Annotated in this window: 14 protein-coding genes; 8 read left to right on the top strand and 6 right to left on the bottom strand. The window is 70.2% G+C overall.

Going from position 1 to position 15,915, the window contains the following annotated elements; genetic code table 11:
* Window positions 1-45: 45 nt before the first annotated feature.
* The 4 genes from P9K36_RS17735 to secG all read right to left on the bottom strand — a co-directional run bounded on the left by P9K36_RS17735 (window position 46) and on the right by secG (window position 4,355).
* Window positions 46-1,593 (bottom strand): peptidase S10, encoded by a 1,548-nt coding sequence (locus tag P9K36_RS17735; protein WP_278307297.1) that lies wholly within the window; start codon window positions 1,591-1,593, stop codon window positions 46-48.
* Window positions 1,594-1,640: 47 nt separating this feature from the next.
* The gene (locus P9K36_RS17730) at window positions 1,641-2,093 is read right to left on the bottom strand and encodes a DNA polymerase III subunit chi (RefSeq protein ID WP_043758368.1); all 453 of its coding nucleotides are present in this window, start codon (window positions 2,091-2,093) and stop codon (window positions 1,641-1,643) included.
* A 57-nt stretch (window positions 2,094-2,150) separates the two neighbouring features.
* Window positions 2,151-3,779: a CTP synthase gene (locus tag P9K36_RS17725; RefSeq protein WP_043348836.1), complete on the bottom strand. Its 1,629-nt coding sequence runs from the start codon at window positions 3,777-3,779 to the stop codon at window positions 2,151-2,153.
* A gap of 156 nt (window positions 3,780-3,935) precedes the next feature.
* Entirely contained in the window at window positions 3,936-4,355 is a 420-nt protein-coding gene (gene secG / locus P9K36_RS17720; protein WP_043348833.1) for a preprotein translocase subunit SecG, read from the bottom strand.
* Between the two features lie 308 nt (window positions 4,356-4,663).
* Between secG and P9K36_RS17715 the strand changes: the two genes are divergently transcribed.
* A complete protein-coding gene (locus P9K36_RS17715) occupies window positions 4,664-5,110 on the top strand; it encodes a nuclear transport factor 2 family protein (protein WP_278305598.1) in 447 nt (148 codons plus the stop codon).
* A gap of 144 nt (window positions 5,111-5,254) precedes the next feature.
* Here the strand turns inward: P9K36_RS17715 and tpiA are convergent, their stop codons facing one another.
* Window positions 5,255-6,016, bottom strand: a complete 762-nt coding sequence (gene tpiA / locus P9K36_RS17710) for a triose-phosphate isomerase (protein ID WP_043348827.1) — start codon at window positions 6,014-6,016, stop codon at window positions 5,255-5,257.
* 187 nt (window positions 6,017-6,203) lie between these two features.
* Between tpiA and P9K36_RS17705 the strand changes: the two genes are divergently transcribed.
* From P9K36_RS17705 to glp, 7 genes are all read left to right on the top strand, one after another.
* Window positions 6,204-8,105 (top strand): peptidylprolyl isomerase, encoded by a 1,902-nt coding sequence (locus P9K36_RS17705; RefSeq protein ID WP_278305597.1) that lies wholly within the window; start codon window positions 6,204-6,206, stop codon window positions 8,103-8,105.
* 3 nt (window positions 8,106-8,108) lie between these two features.
* Window positions 8,109-9,632: an anthranilate synthase component I gene (trpE, locus tag P9K36_RS17700; protein ID WP_043758359.1), complete on the top strand. Its 1,524-nt coding sequence runs from the start codon at window positions 8,109-8,111 to the stop codon at window positions 9,630-9,632.
* 110 nt (window positions 9,633-9,742) lie between these two features.
* The gene (locus P9K36_RS17695) at window positions 9,743-10,357 is read left to right on the top strand and encodes an aminodeoxychorismate/anthranilate synthase component II (protein WP_043761266.1); all 615 of its coding nucleotides are present in this window, start codon (window positions 9,743-9,745) and stop codon (window positions 10,355-10,357) included.
* A gap of 35 nt (window positions 10,358-10,392) precedes the next feature.
* The gene (trpD, locus tag P9K36_RS17690) at window positions 10,393-11,430 is read left to right on the top strand and encodes an anthranilate phosphoribosyltransferase (protein ID WP_043378524.1); all 1,038 of its coding nucleotides are present in this window, start codon (window positions 10,393-10,395) and stop codon (window positions 11,428-11,430) included.
* On the top strand, window positions 11,427-12,314 hold the full coding sequence (gene trpC / locus P9K36_RS17685; protein ID WP_043378522.1) for an indole-3-glycerol phosphate synthase TrpC: 888 nt from the start codon (window positions 11,427-11,429) through the stop codon (window positions 12,312-12,314). Before trpD ends, trpC begins: the two co-directional genes overlap by 4 nt.
* Before the next feature lie 3 nt (window positions 12,315-12,317).
* Window positions 12,318-12,809 (top strand): cyclic pyranopterin monophosphate synthase MoaC, encoded by a 492-nt coding sequence (gene moaC / locus P9K36_RS17680; protein ID WP_043351646.1) that lies wholly within the window; start codon window positions 12,318-12,320, stop codon window positions 12,807-12,809.
* A complete protein-coding gene (gene glp, locus P9K36_RS17675; protein ID WP_075380510.1) occupies window positions 12,806-14,035 on the top strand; it encodes a gephyrin-like molybdotransferase Glp in 1,230 nt (409 codons plus the stop codon). Before moaC ends, glp begins: the two co-directional genes overlap by 4 nt.
* Window positions 14,036-14,038: 3 nt before the next feature.
* Here the strand turns inward: glp and P9K36_RS17670 are convergent, their stop codons facing one another.
* Window positions 14,039-15,826, bottom strand: coding sequence for a hypothetical protein (locus P9K36_RS17670; RefSeq protein WP_278305596.1), 1,788 nt, complete (start codon window positions 15,824-15,826; stop codon window positions 14,039-14,041).
* Between the last annotated feature and the right edge of the window lie 89 nt (window positions 15,827-15,915).

The raw sequence follows: 15,915 nt of genomic DNA, 5'->3' as shown, positions 1-15,915 counted from the left end.
ATCCGACCGGCGACGACCCCGCTGCCTGCATCCCGGACGAACACGTCACGGTGCGGTCCTGAGACGTTCCGCGGGTGCGCCGGCCGAACGCGCCGAGCCGCCATCGCGGACCTTCAGGGCGTCCGTGTACATCCGTTCGACATCCGCCTTGAAGGCGGCGCGGGAATCCGGTCGCGTGTAGAACATGTGGCCGCCAGGGTAGACTGCGAGGCTCAGGCGACCGGCGCTGTAGGCCGGGACCTGCGCCAGCAGGAGCTTCGAGGCGAAATACGGGGTTACGAGATCGGTGAATCCGTGCGCCACGAGGACACGCAGGTGCCCGTCGAGGGCCAGGGTTCCCTGAATGTTCGACAGCACCTCCGGTGCCTGTCGTCCCGAGCCCCAGCTCCAGCCCCGATTGACCGCATTGTTCAGGAGCTCGTAGCGCATGTTGGCCACAGGCCATTTCAGCGTGCGCGCGTAGAGATCGAGCATCGCGCTGGTCAGCGGCGCCTGGAGCGCGGTGAGCTGCGGATCCTCGAAGCTCGATTGCGCGGCGGCCGGATTCGGGTCCCAGCCGGTGATGCCGGTATCGTAGGCGCTCGTCACGCGACCTTCGGCACGATCGATCTCCCGCTGGACGCTTCGGGTCGAGAGGCGCGCCGCCTGTGCGCGGACCAGGGCGGGATCGAGCCCGACGAGCGGGGCGACCTTCTCGGTCATCCGCGCAACCGCCGCGGAATCGCTCGGCCCCTTCAGGAGATCCGCCAGATAGGCACCGGATGCGTAAGCTTCGGCATCCCCCAGCAAGGCCGGCGTGGGTACCGTCCCGGCCCGCTCCAGCGCGCCGGCCGCCAGCGACGGCAACTTCAGCACGTAGCCCCAGGGATTGGCCCGCGGGGTCTCCAGCCACCCGAAGTCGAGCACCGGCGAGAGCAGCACCATGCCCGACAGGCCGACGCCGATCTCTTCCTGGAGCTTCTCCGTGATCAGCGGGCCGCGGAACCCGCCATAGCTCTCGCCGACGAAGAACTTCGGGCTCGCTAGACGATCGTTGTTGCGCAGGTAGCGGGCGATGGCTGCCGAGAGGGTCGCGGCGTCGGACTCGATCGACCAGTAGGCCTTGCCGTTGCCGTCCGCGGCCCGGCTGTAGCCGGTACCGACGGGGTCGATGAAGACGAGATCGGTGAAGCCGAGCCACGTCCCGTCGTTGGGCGTGAGCGTGACCGGCTGCGACGGGCTGATGCTGTCGCCGCCGACGGGCAGCCGCCAGGGGCCGATCGCCCCGATGTTGAGGTAGGCCGACGCGGCGCCCGGGCCGCCATTGACCGCGAAGGTCACCGGGCGCTCCTGGCCGTCCTTGGACGCCACCGTATAGGCCACGAAGGCGATCTCGGCCTGCAGCTTGCCGGCCTCGTCGACGAGCGGCAGGCTGCCGGCCGTGGCGGTGAAGTCGAGGACCCTGCCGTCAGGCAGCGTGACGCTCTGCTTCGTGACGGAATCCGGCGGCAGGCGTCGTCCGTCCGGCCCGCGCGGTGCCGGCTTGCTCTCCGCGGGCGGATGTCCGTGCGGCGCCTCCTCTGCCCAGCCGGCCGAGGGCAGGGCGATGAGCATGCCGAAGGCGAGCACGGCGCGCGCGAGACGTCTGTTAAGGGCCACCATCACGCCTTCTTGTTCCAGCGTCCGGAATCGTCCTGCTGCCAGTAGGCGACTGTGTGGCCCGCCTCCTTGGCCTGCTTCCACTGCTCGCGCGCCCTCAGAAGGGCGTCCTGATCGGTCCCGTCGAACAGGATACAGATCCGCTCATACGCGCCGGCATCGGGCGGCAGGTCGGCGCCCTCGACGAGGAAGCGGATCGAGGCCGCGTTCGGGTTCACGTCCCGAAGTGTCAGCACCACCGGCTGGCTCGCCGCGTCGGGCTCGCGATCGGTCCCGTGCGGCAGGAAGCTCTCGTCGGAATAGGTCCAGAGGTGGTCGTCCAGCGCCTGCAGACGCTCCTCGCTGGCGGCCTGGATCGCGGCCTGCCAGCCGCGGTCCAGCGAGCGCTCGACGAGGCTCGGCAGCACCCGTTCCAGGGGTTGCCGCTGCATATGGTAGAAGAGGATCTCGGTCACGATGCCGAGGATATAGGGCTCCGGCCCGCCGCGCGAGCAGCGGCGCGCCGCCGCGGCTCAGACCAGCCGGCTCTGTTCGATCGCGGCGCCGACGAAGCCCTTGAACAGCGGGTGCGGCTCGAAGGGGCGCGACTTCAGCTCCGGGTGGAACTGCACGCCGATGAACCACGGATGCCCGACATGCTCCACGGTCTCGGGCAGGAGGCCGTCGGGGGAGACGCCGGAGAAGCGCAGGCCCTTGGCCTCCAGCCGCTCGCGATAGGCCATGTTGACCTCGTAGCGGTGGCGGTGGCGCTCCGAGATCTGCTCGGACCCGTAGATCTGGGCGATCTTGGATGTGGGATCGAGCTTCGCCTCATAGGCACCGAGCCGCATCGTGCCGCCGAGATCGCCGGCCGCAGCCCGCCGCTCCAGCTCGTTGCCGCGCAGCCACTCGGTGAGCAGGCCAACCACCGGCTCGGACGTCTCGCCGAACTCCGTGGAATTGGCGTCCGGCATTCCCGCGAGCGAGCGGGCGGCCTCGATGACGGCCATCTGCATCCCGAAGCAGATCCCGAGATAGGGGATGCGCTTCTCGCGGGCGTAGCGGGCCGCGCGGATCTTGCCCTCGGCGCCGCGCTGGCCGAACCCGCCCGGCACCAGGATCCCGTTCAGGCCCTCCAGGAACGGCGCGGGATCCTCGCGCTCGAACACCTCGGCCTCGATCCATTCGAGGTTGACCTTGACCCGATGGCTGATGCCGCCGTGGGTCAGCGCCTCGGTCAGCGACTTGTAGGCGTCTTTGAGCCCCGTGTACTTGCCAACGATGGCGATGGAGACCTCGCCCTCGGGGTTGCGCACGCGCTCGGAGATCGTCCGCCAGCGGCCAAGATCCGGCTCCTCGCCGTGCTCCAGGCCGAAGTGGCCGAGCACCTCGCGGTCGAGGCCCGCTGTCCGGTAGGAGAGCGGCACCTCGTAGATCGACGCCACGTCCCGCGCCTCGATCACCGCGGTCTCGCGGACGTTGCAGAACAGCGCGAGCTTGCGGCGCTCATCGACCGGGATGTCCCGGTCGCAGCGGCAGAGCAGGATGTCGGGCTGGATGCCGATGGAGCGCAGCTCCTTCACGGAATGCTGCGTCGGCTTGGTCTTCAGCTCGCCCGCGGACGGGATGTAGGGCAAGAGCGTCAGGTGGACGTAGCAGCAGGTGCCGCGGGGCAGTTCCTGGCCGAGCTGGCGGATCGCCTCGAAGAACGGCAGCCCTTCGATGTCGCCCACGGTGCCGCCGATCTCGACGAGCACGAAATCGAACGCGTCGTTGCCGTCGAGAACGAAGTCCTTGATCGCGTTGGTGACGTGCGGAATCACCTGGATCGTGGCGCCGAGATAGTCGCCGCGGCGTTCCTTGGCGATGATGTCCTGGTAGATCCGGCCCGTGGTGATGTTGTCGGCCCGGCTCGCCGGGACCCCGGTGAAGCGCTCGTAATGCCCGAGGTCGAGATCGGTCTCGGCGCCGTCGTCGGTGACGAACACCTCGCCGTGCTGAGTCGGGCTCATCGTGCCCGGATCAACGTTCAGATAGGGGTCGAGCTTGCGCATCCGGACCCGGTAGCCGCGGGCCTGCAGCACCGCCGCCAGGGCTGCGGAGGCGAGCCCCTTGCCGAGGGAGGAGACCACGCCGCCGGTGATGAAAACGTACCGCGTCATGGGCCTCGGTCCATAAAGAAGCTGCTGCCGTTTGCCAAACGACCCGTGCCCCGGCCCGCGCATGGGCTGGGGATCATGGAACGCATGGCACGGACCGGCTGAGTGCCGGCCCGTCGGAGATGGAATGAGACGCTGCGCCGTTCCGAGCGCAGCCCGTCAGCGGGATTGCGGCGCGTCCGGGACCGCCGGCTGGGCGGGCGCGGCCGGCTGGGCCGGCGCCGTGGCGGGCACCCGGTCCTGTTGCTGGCGGAGCGTGTCGAGCAGGTTGTCGGCGCCGGTCGGCTGCTTGGCGGGCTGGCCCGACGTCTGCGGCGCGCCGGTATCGAGGATTGATTTCGGCGCCGCGGAGCGATGCGACAGGATGGCGAGCGCCAGGCTGGTGGTGAAGAACAGGGCCGCCAGGATCGCCGTGGCCCGGGTCAGGGCGTTGGCCTGGCCACGGCCGGTCATGAACCCCGCGACGCCGCCGCCGCCCCCGCCGCCGAGCCCGAGGCCGCCCTCGGAGCGCTGAAGCAGCACGACGCCGATCAGCGCGAGGACGATGATGAGGTGGACGACGATCAGGACGGTCTGCATCGGTGTTCCGGGATCTTCTTCAGCGCCGCGCGCCGGCAGCGGGCACCGGGAGACGAACGCACGAGGGCCGGAGCCCGCCGCCGCTTCCGATGCTCCCCGGCACGCATGCGTGCAGCGGAAGCCTCGTGGGCGACTTTGCGGGCGGACCGGCCGGAATTGGGCGACGGCATACACCACCGGCCGCCCGCCGCCAACCTGACGCGCGCGGCCGGCTGTCGGCGGCGCCCCTCGCCTTCGGCCGCGCCGCGTGGTTTCTGCACGGGAGAGAGCGGCCGACCGAACGCGCCGCCCCGTCCGGGAGGCCAACCATGTCCCTGTCACGCCGGGTGGCGCTCGTTGCCGCCATCGCCGCGCCCGTTCTGATCCGCGCCGTCCCCGGCACGGCCGCCGGGCCCGACGCCGCCGCCGTGGAGCAGGCCATCGACGCTCTGACCCAAGCCCTGCTGGCCGCGGACGGGCCGGCCCTCGACGCCCTGGTCCTCGACGGTCTGAGCTACGGACATTCCAGCGGTCAGGTGCAGGACAAGGCGGCGTTCGTCGAAACGCTCACCAGCAAGCGCTCGGCCTTCCCGAGCATCACCCTGTCGGACCGCTCCGTCTCGGTGGTCGGCGACGACGCCGTCGCCCGACATGTCTTCACGGGCGAAGTCGTCTCGGGCGGCAAGACGGCGCCGGTGCATATCGGCGTGATGCAGGTCTGGCACCGGGATCACGGCCGCTGGCGGCTGCTCGCGCGTCAGGCCTTCAAGATCTGACAGCGCCTCCGTGCGATCGCCGCTCCGCCCGCGTCGGAGGAGCAGTCCGGTGCCGCCCCACTCAGGCCCTGCAAAGACTGAACTCTCTTTGCAACGCGTGACGACGGCAAGCGCCACGAGCGCATCGAACCGTCAGAGGCGCGCTCAGGCGTAGGCGGCGCAGATCCCCAGGAAATCCGCGGCCACGAGACTCGCGCCGCCCACCAGGGCGCCGTCGACGTTGTCCACCGACAGAAGTTCGCGGGCATTTCCGGGCTTCACCGAGCCGCCATAAAGGATGCGGATCTTGTGCGCCTCGTCGCCCACGAGCTTGTCGAGCATCTCGCGCAGGGATGCGTGGACTTCAGCGATGTCGCGCGGAGTCGGTGTCCGGCCCGAGCCGATCGCCCAGACCGGCTCGTAGGCGATCACCGTGTCGGCCGCCGTGGCGCCCTTCGGCAGGCCGATGGCGAGCTGCGCCCGGACGATGTCGAGGGCGCGGCCCTGCTCGCGCTCCTCGATGGTCTCGCCAACGCAGATGATGCCGCACAAGCCGGCACGCCGGGCACCCAGCGCCTTGGCGTGGACGCCGTCATCGGTCTCGTGGTGGTAGGCCCGACGCTCGGAATGACCGACGATCACGTATTGCGCGCCGAGATCGGCGAGCATCTCGGCCGAGATCGAGCCGGTGAAGGCGCCGCTGGGGCGGGCATGGAGGTTCTGGCCGCCGATGGCGATGGGCGAGCCGGCGGCGGCCGCCACGCAGGAGCCGATCAGCGTCGCGGGCGGGCAGATCAGCACGTCGATGCGGGCCGCGAGGTCGGGCGAGAGCCCGTCGCGAATCGCTTCGACCACCTGGATGGATGCCCGGGTCCCGTTCATCTTCCAGTTGCCGGCGACAAGCGGCCTGCGCCCCGATTGCGTCATTCCTGCCCTCGCTCCGCCGCGGCGTTTCCCGAAGTTGCCGGGGCCTACCAGAGCGAGCTTGAGCGCGCAAACGCGCCGAAGCGCCTGAGTCTTTGCCTGTGGACGCGAATGGTCTATCGCGGTCGGCTCTCAGGAACAGCGCCGGCCCGGCGACGGGACGGCTGCCGAAGGTACTCGATCACAGACCATGCTTCAGGGCATCCGCAACGCCAGCCAGCACTGGCTCGGCAAGATCGTCTTGACGATCATCTTCACGCTGCTGATCGCCGGCGTCGGGATCTTCGGCGTCGAGGAGTTCTTCCGCGGCGGCGCGAGCAACAAGGTGGCGACCGTTGGCAGCACGCCGATCACCGCCGAGCAGGTGCGCCAAGCCTATCAGAACCAGCTGCAGCGCTATCAGACGCAGTTGAAGCGTCCCCTCACACCCGATCAGGCGCGGATGCTCGGCCTCGACCGGCAGGTGATGTCCCAGCTGATCACCGAGGCCGCCCTCGATCAGAAGACCCACGATCTCGGCCTCGTCGTGCCGGATTCCGCGGTGATCAAGGCGATCCACGAGGAGAAGAGCTTCCAGAACGCGCAGGGCCAGTTCGAGCCGCAGCTCTTCTACCAGACCCTGCAGCGGGCGGGTCTCAACGAGGGCATGTTCGTGCGCGAGCAGCGCTCCGTGATCGCCCGTCTGCAACTCGCCGAGGCGGTGTCGTCGGACCTGCATGTGCCGGTCGCCATGCGGGAGGCGGTCCACCGCTACACCACCGAGCGCCGTGCCGCCGCCTACCTGATGCTGACGCCCTCGGTCGCCGGGCAGATCCCCGAGCCGACCGACGACGAGTTGAAGACCTGGTACGAGGCCAACAAGTCCGGTTTCCGGGCGCCGGAATTCCGCGCGGTCAACCTCCTTGTGGTCGAACCCGAGGCGATGGCGAAGCCGGACGCGATCACCGAGGCCGACGCCCGCGCCGCCTACGCGCTCAACAAGGATCGTTACGGCGCACCCGAGAAACGCACCATCCAGCAGATCGTCTTCCCCGATCCGGCCGCCGCCGAGGCGGCCCGCAAGGCGATCACCGACGGCGCCAAGACGTTCGAGGCGGTGGCGACGGAGCGCGGCACCGACGACAAGGATCTGACCCTCGGAACGCTGACGAAGAGCGAGCTGTTCGACAAGGCGGTGGCCGACGCGGCCTTCGCGCTGCCGGAGGGCGGTGTGAGCCAGCCCGTCCAGGGCCGCTTCGGCACGGTGTTGTTGCGGGTCACCAAGATCGAAGCCGGGACGGTGAAGCCCTTCGAGACCGTGGAGGGTGAGATCCGCAAGGGCCTCGCCCTGGCCCGCGCCCGCGACGCGATGGAGACCACCCGCGACGCGATCGAGGATCAGCGGGCCGGTGCAAAGCCCCTCGCCGACATCGCGGCGGAGCGTGGCCTCAAGATCGTCAGCGTCAAGGCCGTGGACGTGAACGGCAAGGGATCGGACGGGCAGCGGGTCGCCGACATCCCCGATCCGGACACCACTGTGCCGGCCCTGTTCCGCGCCGAGATCGGCGGCGACAACGAGCCTCTGCGCACCAAGACCGGCGGCTATGTCTGGTACGACGTCACCGGAATCGATGCCGCCCACGACAAGCCCCTCGACGAGGTCAAGGACGGCGTGAAGGCCGGCTGGACCGCGACCGAGATCGCCAAGCGCCTTCAGGCCAAGGGCCGCGAGCTGGTCGAGAAGATCAACAAGGGCGAGACCATGGAGGCCGCAGCGCAGGAGGTCGGCGTCAACCTGCAGGAGGCCCAGGATCTCGCACGCAATCAAGCCAAGGACATGCTCAAGCCGGATGACGTGAACCTGATCTTCGCGACCCCGGTCGGCAAGGCCGGTACGGCGGCGGCCGGAGATTCGCGCGCGGTGTTCAAGGTCACGGCGGCGACGGTTCCGGCCTTCGTTGCCGACAGCCCCAGCGACAAGCAGATCACGCAGAGCTTCCAGGCCGCCCTCGCCGACGACGTCCTGTCTCAGTACATCAGCGAGGTTCAGAAGAACGCGGGCGTCAAGGTCGATCCGGCGGCCCTGCGCCGCGCCATCGGCGGCGAGTATTGAGGCATGGCCGAAGCGCCCGATTATGCGGCCTTCGCGGCGCGCTACGAGGCCAGGCAGCCGAGCCTCGTCGCGGTCAGCCTCGTCGCGGATCTGGAGACGCCGGTCGCGGCGTTCCTCAAGCTGCGCGCCGGCCATTCCGGTCCGGCCTTCCTCCTCGAATCGGTCGAGGGTGGTGCCGTGCGCGGCCGATACTCCATGATCGGCCTCGACCCGGACCTGATCTGGCGCTGCCGGGATGGCGCGCCCGCGATCGCGCGCGGTGCCGACCTCACCCGGTTTGAGCCGGATGACCGGGCACCGCTGGCGAGCCTGCGGGCGCTGATCGCCGAGAGCGCCATCGGCGAAGAAGCCGACGGCCAGGATCTGCCGCCGATGGCGGCCGGTCTATTTGGCTATCTCGGCTACGACATGGTCCGCGCCATGGAGCGGCTGCCGGAGCCGAACCCGGATCCCCTCGGCGTGCCGGACGCCATCCTGATGCGTCCGCGGGTCATGGTGGTTTTCGATTCCATCCGCGACCTGATCACCGTCGTATCGCCGGTGAGGCCCACGGCCGGGACGACGGCCCGGGCCGCCTATGAGGAGGCGCTTCAGCGTCTCGACCGGGTCGCCGCTGCCCTGGAAGGTCCCTTGCCGATCGAGGCGCGGGTGGACCTGTCGGCGGTCGCCCATCCCGAGCCGGTCTCCAACACGTCGCCGGACGCGTTCGCCGCCATGGTGGCGCGCGCCAAGGAGTACATCGTCGCGGGCGACGTGTTCCAGGTGGTGCTGTCCCAGCGCTTCTCGGCGCCGTTCACCCTGCCGGCCTTCAGCCTGTACCGCTCCCTCCGGCGCACGAATCCGGCGCCGTTCCTGTGCTATCTCGATTTCGAGACGTTCCAGATCGTCTGCTCGTCGCCGGAGATCCTCGTCCGGGTGCGCGAGGGGACCGTCACGGTTCGCCCGATCGCCGGAACCCGCCGCCGCGGCGCAACCCCGGCCGAGGATGCCGCGCTCGCCGAGGAACTCCTTGCCGATCCGAAGGAGCGGGCCGAGCACCTCATGCTGCTCGATCTCGGCCGCAACGATGCCGGCCGGGTCTCGCGGATCGGCAGCGTCCGGGTAACCGACTCGTTCTTCATCGAGCGCTACAGCCAGGTCATGCACATCGTGTCGAATGTCGAGGGCGACCTCGATCCACGCCACGATCCCCTCGACGCGCTGGCGGCGGGCTTCCCGGCCGGGACGGTCTCGGGGGCGCCGAAGGTGCGGGCCATGGAAATCATCGACGAGCTGGAGCGCGAGAAGCGCGGGCCGTATGCGGGCTGCATCGGCTATTTCGGCGCCCGGGGCGAGATGGACACCTGCATCGTCCTGCGCACCGCGGTGGTGAAGGATGGTCAGATGCACGTCCAGGCCGGGGCAGGGATCGTGTACGACTCGGATCCTGCCTCCGAGCAGCAGGAATGCGTCAACAAGGCCAAGGCGCTGTTCCGCGCCGCCGAGGAGGCGGTGCGGTTCGCCGCGCAGGCGAAACGGGGGCAGTAGGCGGGGCCGCGAACCGGTTCCGCGCCCGACCCGATTGCCGAACGACGGGGATGGTTGACCGCGCGGATGCGAGCGGTCACATCGCCTGCATGCCCGAGCGTGCCGCCGCGATGCCCAACGTCCTCGTCATCGACAACTACGATTCCTTCACCTGGAATCTCGTGCACCTGATCGGTCCGCTCTGCGGGACCGTCGATGTCGTGCGCAACGACGCGCTCACGATCCCCGACATCCGCGCCAGGGCGCCGGACGCGATCGTGCTGTCGCCCGGGCCATGCACGCCCACGGAGGCGGGTATCTGCCTCGACGTGGTCCGTGATCTGTCCGAGGAGATCCCGATTTTCGGCGTGTGCCTGGGTCTCCAGGCCATCGGACAAGCGTTCGGCGGCGATGTCGTGCGGGCGCCCCTGCCGCTCCACGGCAAGGTATCGACGATCCGGCACGGAGCCCGCGGCCTGTTCCGCGGCCTGAACGACAGCTTCGAGGCGACCCGCTACCACTCCCTCGTGGTCGATCGTGCGACCTGCCCGGCCGCGTTGCGGGTCACCGCGGAGGCGGACGGCCTGATCATGGGGCTCGAGCATGCCGAGCGTCCGCTCCATGGCGTCCAGTTCCATCCCGAGAGCATCCGGTCGCAGCACGGCACGGAGATCGTGAAGAACTTCCTCGATCTTGCCACGGCCTGGAATACGGCGCGTGACAGGACGCGTGCCGACGTGCATTGACGCCGGGAGGCCGGGGCGGCCCTCCGTCAGAAGCCATGGATCGTTTCAGACCCCATCTCGCGAAGGTCGCCGGGGGCCTCGCCCTCGACCGTGCCGAGGCCCGTGCCGCCTTCGACGACCTGTTGTCGGGCGAGGTGACGCCGGTCCAGGCCGGCGCCTTCCTCACCGCCCTCAAGGTGCGCGGCGAGACCGTCGACGAGATCGTCGGCGCCGCCGAGGCCATGCGGCAACGCATGACGCGCGTCGCGGCGCCGGCGAACGCCATCGACGTCGTCGGCACCGGCGGCGATCATTCCGGCAGCGTCAACGTCTCGACGCTGGCCGCCATCCTGGTGGCCGCTTGCGGCGTGCCGGTGGCCAAGCACGGCAACCGCGCCGCGACCTCCCGGTCGGGCGCGGCCGACGTGCTCGCGGCTTTGGGCGTCCGTCTGGGCCTCGATCCGGCCGGGCAGGTGCGCTGCCTCGACGAGGCCGGCCTTTGCTTCCTGTTCGCCCAGGCCCATCACCCGGCGATGCGACACGTGGCGGCGGTTCGCTCCGAACTGCCTGTCCGGACGATCTTCAATCTGCTGGGCCCGCTCAGCAACCCGGCCGGCGTCGGCTATCAGCTCTTCGGCGTCGCCCAGGAGGCGCTGGCCGAGCCGCTGACGCGCGTCCTTTCGGAACTCGGCAGCCGCCGGGTCTGGACCGTCCACGGATCCGACGGGCTCGACGAGATCACCGTCACGGGTCCGACGCGGGTGGTGGCCCTCGATCACGGCAGGCTGTCTCGCTTCACCATCGACCCGCGGGAATTCGGGCTGGCGCTGCGCGCCCCCGAGGAACTGCGCGGCGGCGATCCGGCCGACAATGCCCGGGCGCTTGAGGCCGTCCTGGCCGGCGCCCGCAACGCCTACCGGGATATCGCGGTTCTCAATGCGGGGGCTGCCCTCGTCGTCGCGGGTGCCGCGCAGGCCCTGGCGGACGGCGTCGCGCGGGCGCAGGATGCCGTCGATTCCGGGGCGGCCCGGGCGACGCTCGCCCGCCTTGTCCGGGCTTCGAACGACCACTCCAACGGGGAGGAGGGCCGATGAGCTCGCTGACGCACGACGCGACCCAGCAGACCGGCGCCGAGGCGCCGCCCGAGCGGCCGAACGTCCTCGCGCGGATCGAGGCCTACAAGCGCCGCGAGATCGCCGAAGCGAAGCTGCGCGTTCCGCTCGCCAAGCTGGAACGCCGGGTCGCGCAGGCGGAGCCGGTGCGCGGTTTTGCGGCGGCGATCCGCGCCCACCTCGCCGAGGACCGCCCGGCGCTCATCGCCGAGGTGAAGAAGGCCTCGCCTTCCAAGGGTCTGATCCGCGCCGATTTCGATCCGGCCACCCTGGCCGCTGCCTACGAGGCCGGCGGCGCGACCTGCCTGTCGGTGCTCACCGACGAGCCCTCGTTCCAGGGCCGGCCCGAATACCTGACGGCGGCGCGCGAAGCCTGCGGGCTTCCGGTGCTGCGCAAGGACTTCCTGTTCGAGCCCTATCAGGTCTACGAAGCGCGGGCCTGGGGCGCCGACTGCATTCTGGTCATCATGGCCTGCCTCGACGACGACGAGGCCGTGGCCCTGGTGGAGACGGCGAATCTCCTCGGCATGGATGTCTTGGTCGAGGTGCATGACGCGGCCGAGCTGACCCGGGCGATCCCCCTCGGTACGGCCCTGATCGGTATCAACAACCGCAATCTCAAGACCTTCGAGGTGTCGTTCGAGACCGCGATCGGGCTCGCGCCGGGCATACCGGCCGATCGCATCGCCGTGGCCGAGAGCGGGATCGGCGACCATGCCGACGTGGTGCGTCTCCGGGACAACGGCCTCGGCGTGGTGCTGGTCGGCGAGAGCCTGATGCGGCAGCCGGACGTCGCGAAGGCGGCCCGGACCCTGCTGTTCGGCGATGCGGAGACCAAGGGCGGCAAGCCGCGGAAGAAGGCTTAAGCGATGGAGCCGGGCTCGACGCTGACCCATCTCGACACCAGCGGCGCGGCCAACATGGTCGACGTCACCGACAAGCCCGCTACCGACCGGACCGCCCGGGCGGAAGGCCAGATCGTGATGAGGCCCGAAACCCTGGCGCTGATCCGCGAGGGCGACGCCAAGAAGGGGGACGTGATCGGCACGGCGCGACTCGCCGGCATCATGGCGGCCAAGCGCACCCACGAGTTGATCCCCCTCTGTCACCCGCTGCTGCTGTCGAAGGTCCGGGTCGAGTGCGAGCCCGACGCGGCGCTGCCGGGCCTGCGCATCGCCGCCGAAGTCCGGGTGCAGGGTCCGACGGGTGTCGAGATGGAGGCCCTGACCGCGGTCTCGGTGGCCTGCCTGACGGTCTACGACATGGTGAAAGCGGTCGATCGCGGCATGCGCATCGAGGGCATACGCCTCATCGCAAAGGACGGCGGTCGCTCGGGCGCGTATCGGGCCCCGCAGGAATGAGCGACCTGATCCCGGTCGCCGAGGCGCTGGCGCGCGTTCTCGCGAGCGTCGCCGGTCCGGTCGAACCCGAAACCGTGCCGCTGGCGCAGGCTGCCGGCCGGACGCTCGCCGCGGATGTCGGCGCCTCCCGCACACAGCCGCCGTTCCCGGCCTCGGCCATGGACGGCTACGCCGTGCGCAGCGCCGACGCCTCAGAGGTGGGGGCATCTCTGCGGATGATCGGCACCAGTGCGGCCGGACACGGCTTCTCGGGACGCATCGGCGCAGGCGAGACGGTGCGGATCTTCACCGGCGCGCCGGTTCCGGAGGGTGCGGATGCGATCCTGATCCAGGAGAATGCGTCCGCGGAGGATGGGACGGTGCGCGTCCTCGAGCCGGTCGAACCGATGCGGTTCATCCGTCGGGCGGGCCTCGATTTCACCGCGGGCGAAACCCTGATCCCGGCCGGCATGAGCCTCGACGCCCGGCGCTTGGCGCTGGCCGCGGCGGCTGGCCATCCGCGCCTCTCCGTGCGGCGGAGGCCGCGGGTTGCGATCCTCGCCACCGGTGATGAGTTGGTGGAGCCCGGGGCGACGCCCGGCTGGGACCAGATCGTCGCTTCGAACAGCCTCGCGCTCGCGGCCCTCGCGGCGGAGGCGGGTGCCGACATCATCGATCTCGGCATCGCGGCCGACGACCACGCCGCCCTGGCGGATGCGTTCCGTCGGGCCCGCGAGGCGCGGGCCGACCTGCTCGTGACCCTCGGGGGCGCCTCCGTCGGCGACCACGATCTGGTTCAGAGCGCGCTCGCCAAGGAGGGACTGGAACTCGGGTTCTGGCGGGTCGCCCTCCGTCCGGGCAAGCCGCTGATGCACGGCCGCCTCGGCGACATGCTGGTGATCGGATTGCCGGGCAATCCGGTCTCGTCGATCGTCTGCGGGCTGCTGTTCGTGGTCCCGGCCATCCGTGCGCTCCAGGGGGATCCGCAGGCGGGCGCCGACCGCAGCGAGCCGGCGAGGCTCGGCCGCGACCTTTCGGCGAATGACGGCCGCGCCGACTACATGCGCGCGAGCCTCACCGTGGAACCTGGCCAGCTGCCGATCGCGACCGCCGAGCAGCGTCAGGATTCCTCCATGCTGGGCGTTCTCGGACGCTCGGAGGCCCTGCTCATCCGCGCGCCGCACGCGCCGGCCGCGACCGCCGGCGATCTTTGCCGGATCATCCGTCTCGATCGTCGCCTGTTCTGACGCTCAGGGCATCACGCGCCACGCCTTGATAGGGCCGGGCAGGTCCAGCGGCATCAGGCGGGCGCTCCGGACCTTGCCCTGGGCAAGTCGCGTGGCGAAGGCCGTCTCGCCCTGGAGATCGTCGGCCGGCCGGGCCGGGCAGGCGACGAGGTATTGAACGCCGAACTCCGTCAGCACCCGGTCGAGGTCGGCCTCGGTACCGCCCAGCCCTTCGATTGCGGCCGTGAGTCCGGGGATCGCCCGATGATACGGCGCGGCCACGATCTTATGCGGTGTCCGCAACAGGATCGACGGTCCCAGGACGATCGGCGCCAGCACGGTGCCCTCCGGCAGGGCCGCGAGGGGGCGCACGGCGGCATCGCTGAGGCAGGCTGTGACCTCGGCCGCATCCGGCGCGGTGCGCAGGTCCGGCGCCAACGCTCCCAACAGGAGCGCCGGGATCATCCAGAGGCAACTGATCATTCCGGCGCCGAGGAGCGCGATCTGCCAGCGTGGGCCATCGGCAGGCGGGCCTGCGGTGCGCGCCAGCGCCCGATCGAGGATGATGCCCGCCACCAGCGGCACGAAGCCGGAGGCGATGTAGAGGCCGCGGAACTGAACGATGCCGAGGATCAGCCCGGGCCACAGGAACAGCGCCATCACCGACCAAGCCCGACGCTCCGGCCCGCGCCAAGCCATCCCGGTTGCGGTGAAGGTCGCGAGGATCACGACGGGATAGAAGACCAGCGCCTCCCACTGGCCGCGCGCCACGAATTTCGTCAGTGGCGCCATCTCGTTGACGGTCAGCAGCCAATGGATCCGCACGAGAGGCGGCATGTCCGGGAAGGGGCCGCCGAGGCAGGCCGGGAAGGCGGCGACGAACCCGACCAGAAGGACGCATCCGGCCAAGCCTGCGAGGGCGAGCCGGGCGCGGATCGTCGCGAGGCGCTCTCCCGCGACGGCGACTCCGGTGGCGAAGACGAGGCCGCCCACGGTCAGCCAGAGCCACGGTGGCGAGAGCGCGTCGCAATGCGAGACACCCCAGAGGGAAGGCGCTGTCTGCACGGCGAACAATGCGGGCGCGGCGGCCCCGAGCCCGAGGCCAAAGCCCGCCAGCGGGGCACGGGCGGGCGCTCCGCGCAGGCACCAGTCGCCCGTGAGATACAGGGCAGCCAGCGCTACGAAGGGCAGCCCCTCAAGCCCGATCGCCAGGGAGACGGCGGCCAGAATCCCACCGATCACGCCCCGCTTCAGATCGCCGCCGATCATGCAGAAGGCGAGGCCGAGGATCGCGATGATCTGCAGATTGTGATGATCGACCCGGCCTGCCTGGAACTGGATCGTGACACCGAAGGTCTGCGTCGCCGCCACCAGGGCCAGGAGCGCGGCCCGGCTCCCGAAGCTGTGCCGGACGCCGCGATACAGAACCCAGCCGTAGAGCCCGAACAGCACCATGGGCCAGAAGGCGGCTGTGAGGCCTTCCGCCAGCGCGCGACCTGTCAGGGGCGTGAGTCCCAGGATCATCGCCGCGATGGGTGCGTCCACGAGGCGCGACCAGTGGCTGGGCGTGCCGGCCGGGGCCAGGAACCGGTACTGGACGTTGTCGAACCAGCCCTGTCCGGCCAGCAGGTCGCGGACTTCCACGAGGCGCATGGCGTCGTCGGTATCCGGAACCCGCAGGTGCCGGATCGTCTCCCACACCGCGTGGGGCGCGTTCATCGTCGCGATGCAGAGGGCGGCGAGTACCCACAGGAGCGTGCGGGTCTCGATCCGCCGGCGCGGTCGGGAGGGCAGGGGCGCCGGAGCCGGCATGGTTGGATCACCCGGGCGGGCGGTCGATGCCCTCGCCGTCATGCTGGCGCGGTTCGGCTTAACGCGCGGTCAAGGGACATCGGCGGCGC

The organism is Methylobacterium sp. 391_Methyba4 (assembly GCF_029691625.1).
GTDB classification, from domain to species: Bacteria; Pseudomonadota; Alphaproteobacteria; order Rhizobiales; family Beijerinckiaceae; genus Methylobacterium; species Methylobacterium fujisawaense.
Note: the sequence above shows the minus strand (reverse complement) of the source record. Positions and strands in the feature narration are given on the sequence as shown.

Coding starts and splice junctions, on each gene's coding strand:
- P9K36_RS17735 (WP_278307297.1), bottom strand. CDS start 1,593: ATGCTCATCGCCCTGCCCTCGGCCGGCTGGGCAGAGGAGGCGCCGCAC.
- P9K36_RS17725 (WP_043348836.1), bottom strand. CDS start 3,779: ATGACGCGGTACGTTTTCATCACCGGCGGCGTGGTCTCCTCCCTCGGC.
- secG (WP_043348833.1), bottom strand. CDS start 4,355: ATGCAGACCGTCCTGATCGTCGTCCACCTCATCATCGTCCTCGCGCTG.
- P9K36_RS17715 (WP_278305598.1), top strand. CDS start 4,664: ATGTCCCTGTCACGCCGGGTGGCGCTCGTTGCCGCCATCGCCGCGCCC.
- tpiA (WP_043348827.1), bottom strand. CDS start 6,016: ATGACGCAATCGGGGCGCAGGCCGCTTGTCGCCGGCAACTGGAAGATG.
- P9K36_RS17705 (WP_278305597.1), top strand. CDS start 6,204: ATGCTTCAGGGCATCCGCAACGCCAGCCAGCACTGGCTCGGCAAGATC.
- trpE (WP_043758359.1), top strand. CDS start 8,109: ATGGCCGAAGCGCCCGATTATGCGGCCTTCGCGGCGCGCTACGAGGCC.
- P9K36_RS17695 (WP_043761266.1), top strand. CDS start 9,743: ATGCCCAACGTCCTCGTCATCGACAACTACGATTCCTTCACCTGGAAT.
- trpD (WP_043378524.1), top strand. CDS start 10,393: ATGGATCGTTTCAGACCCCATCTCGCGAAGGTCGCCGGGGGCCTCGCC.
- trpC (WP_043378522.1), top strand. CDS start 11,427: ATGAGCTCGCTGACGCACGACGCGACCCAGCAGACCGGCGCCGAGGCG.
- moaC (WP_043351646.1), top strand. CDS start 12,318: ATGGAGCCGGGCTCGACGCTGACCCATCTCGACACCAGCGGCGCGGCC.
- glp (WP_075380510.1), top strand. CDS start 12,806: ATGAGCGACCTGATCCCGGTCGCCGAGGCGCTGGCGCGCGTTCTCGCG.
- P9K36_RS17670 (WP_278305596.1), bottom strand. CDS start 15,826: ATGCCGGCTCCGGCGCCCCTGCCCTCCCGACCGCGCCGGCGGATCGAG.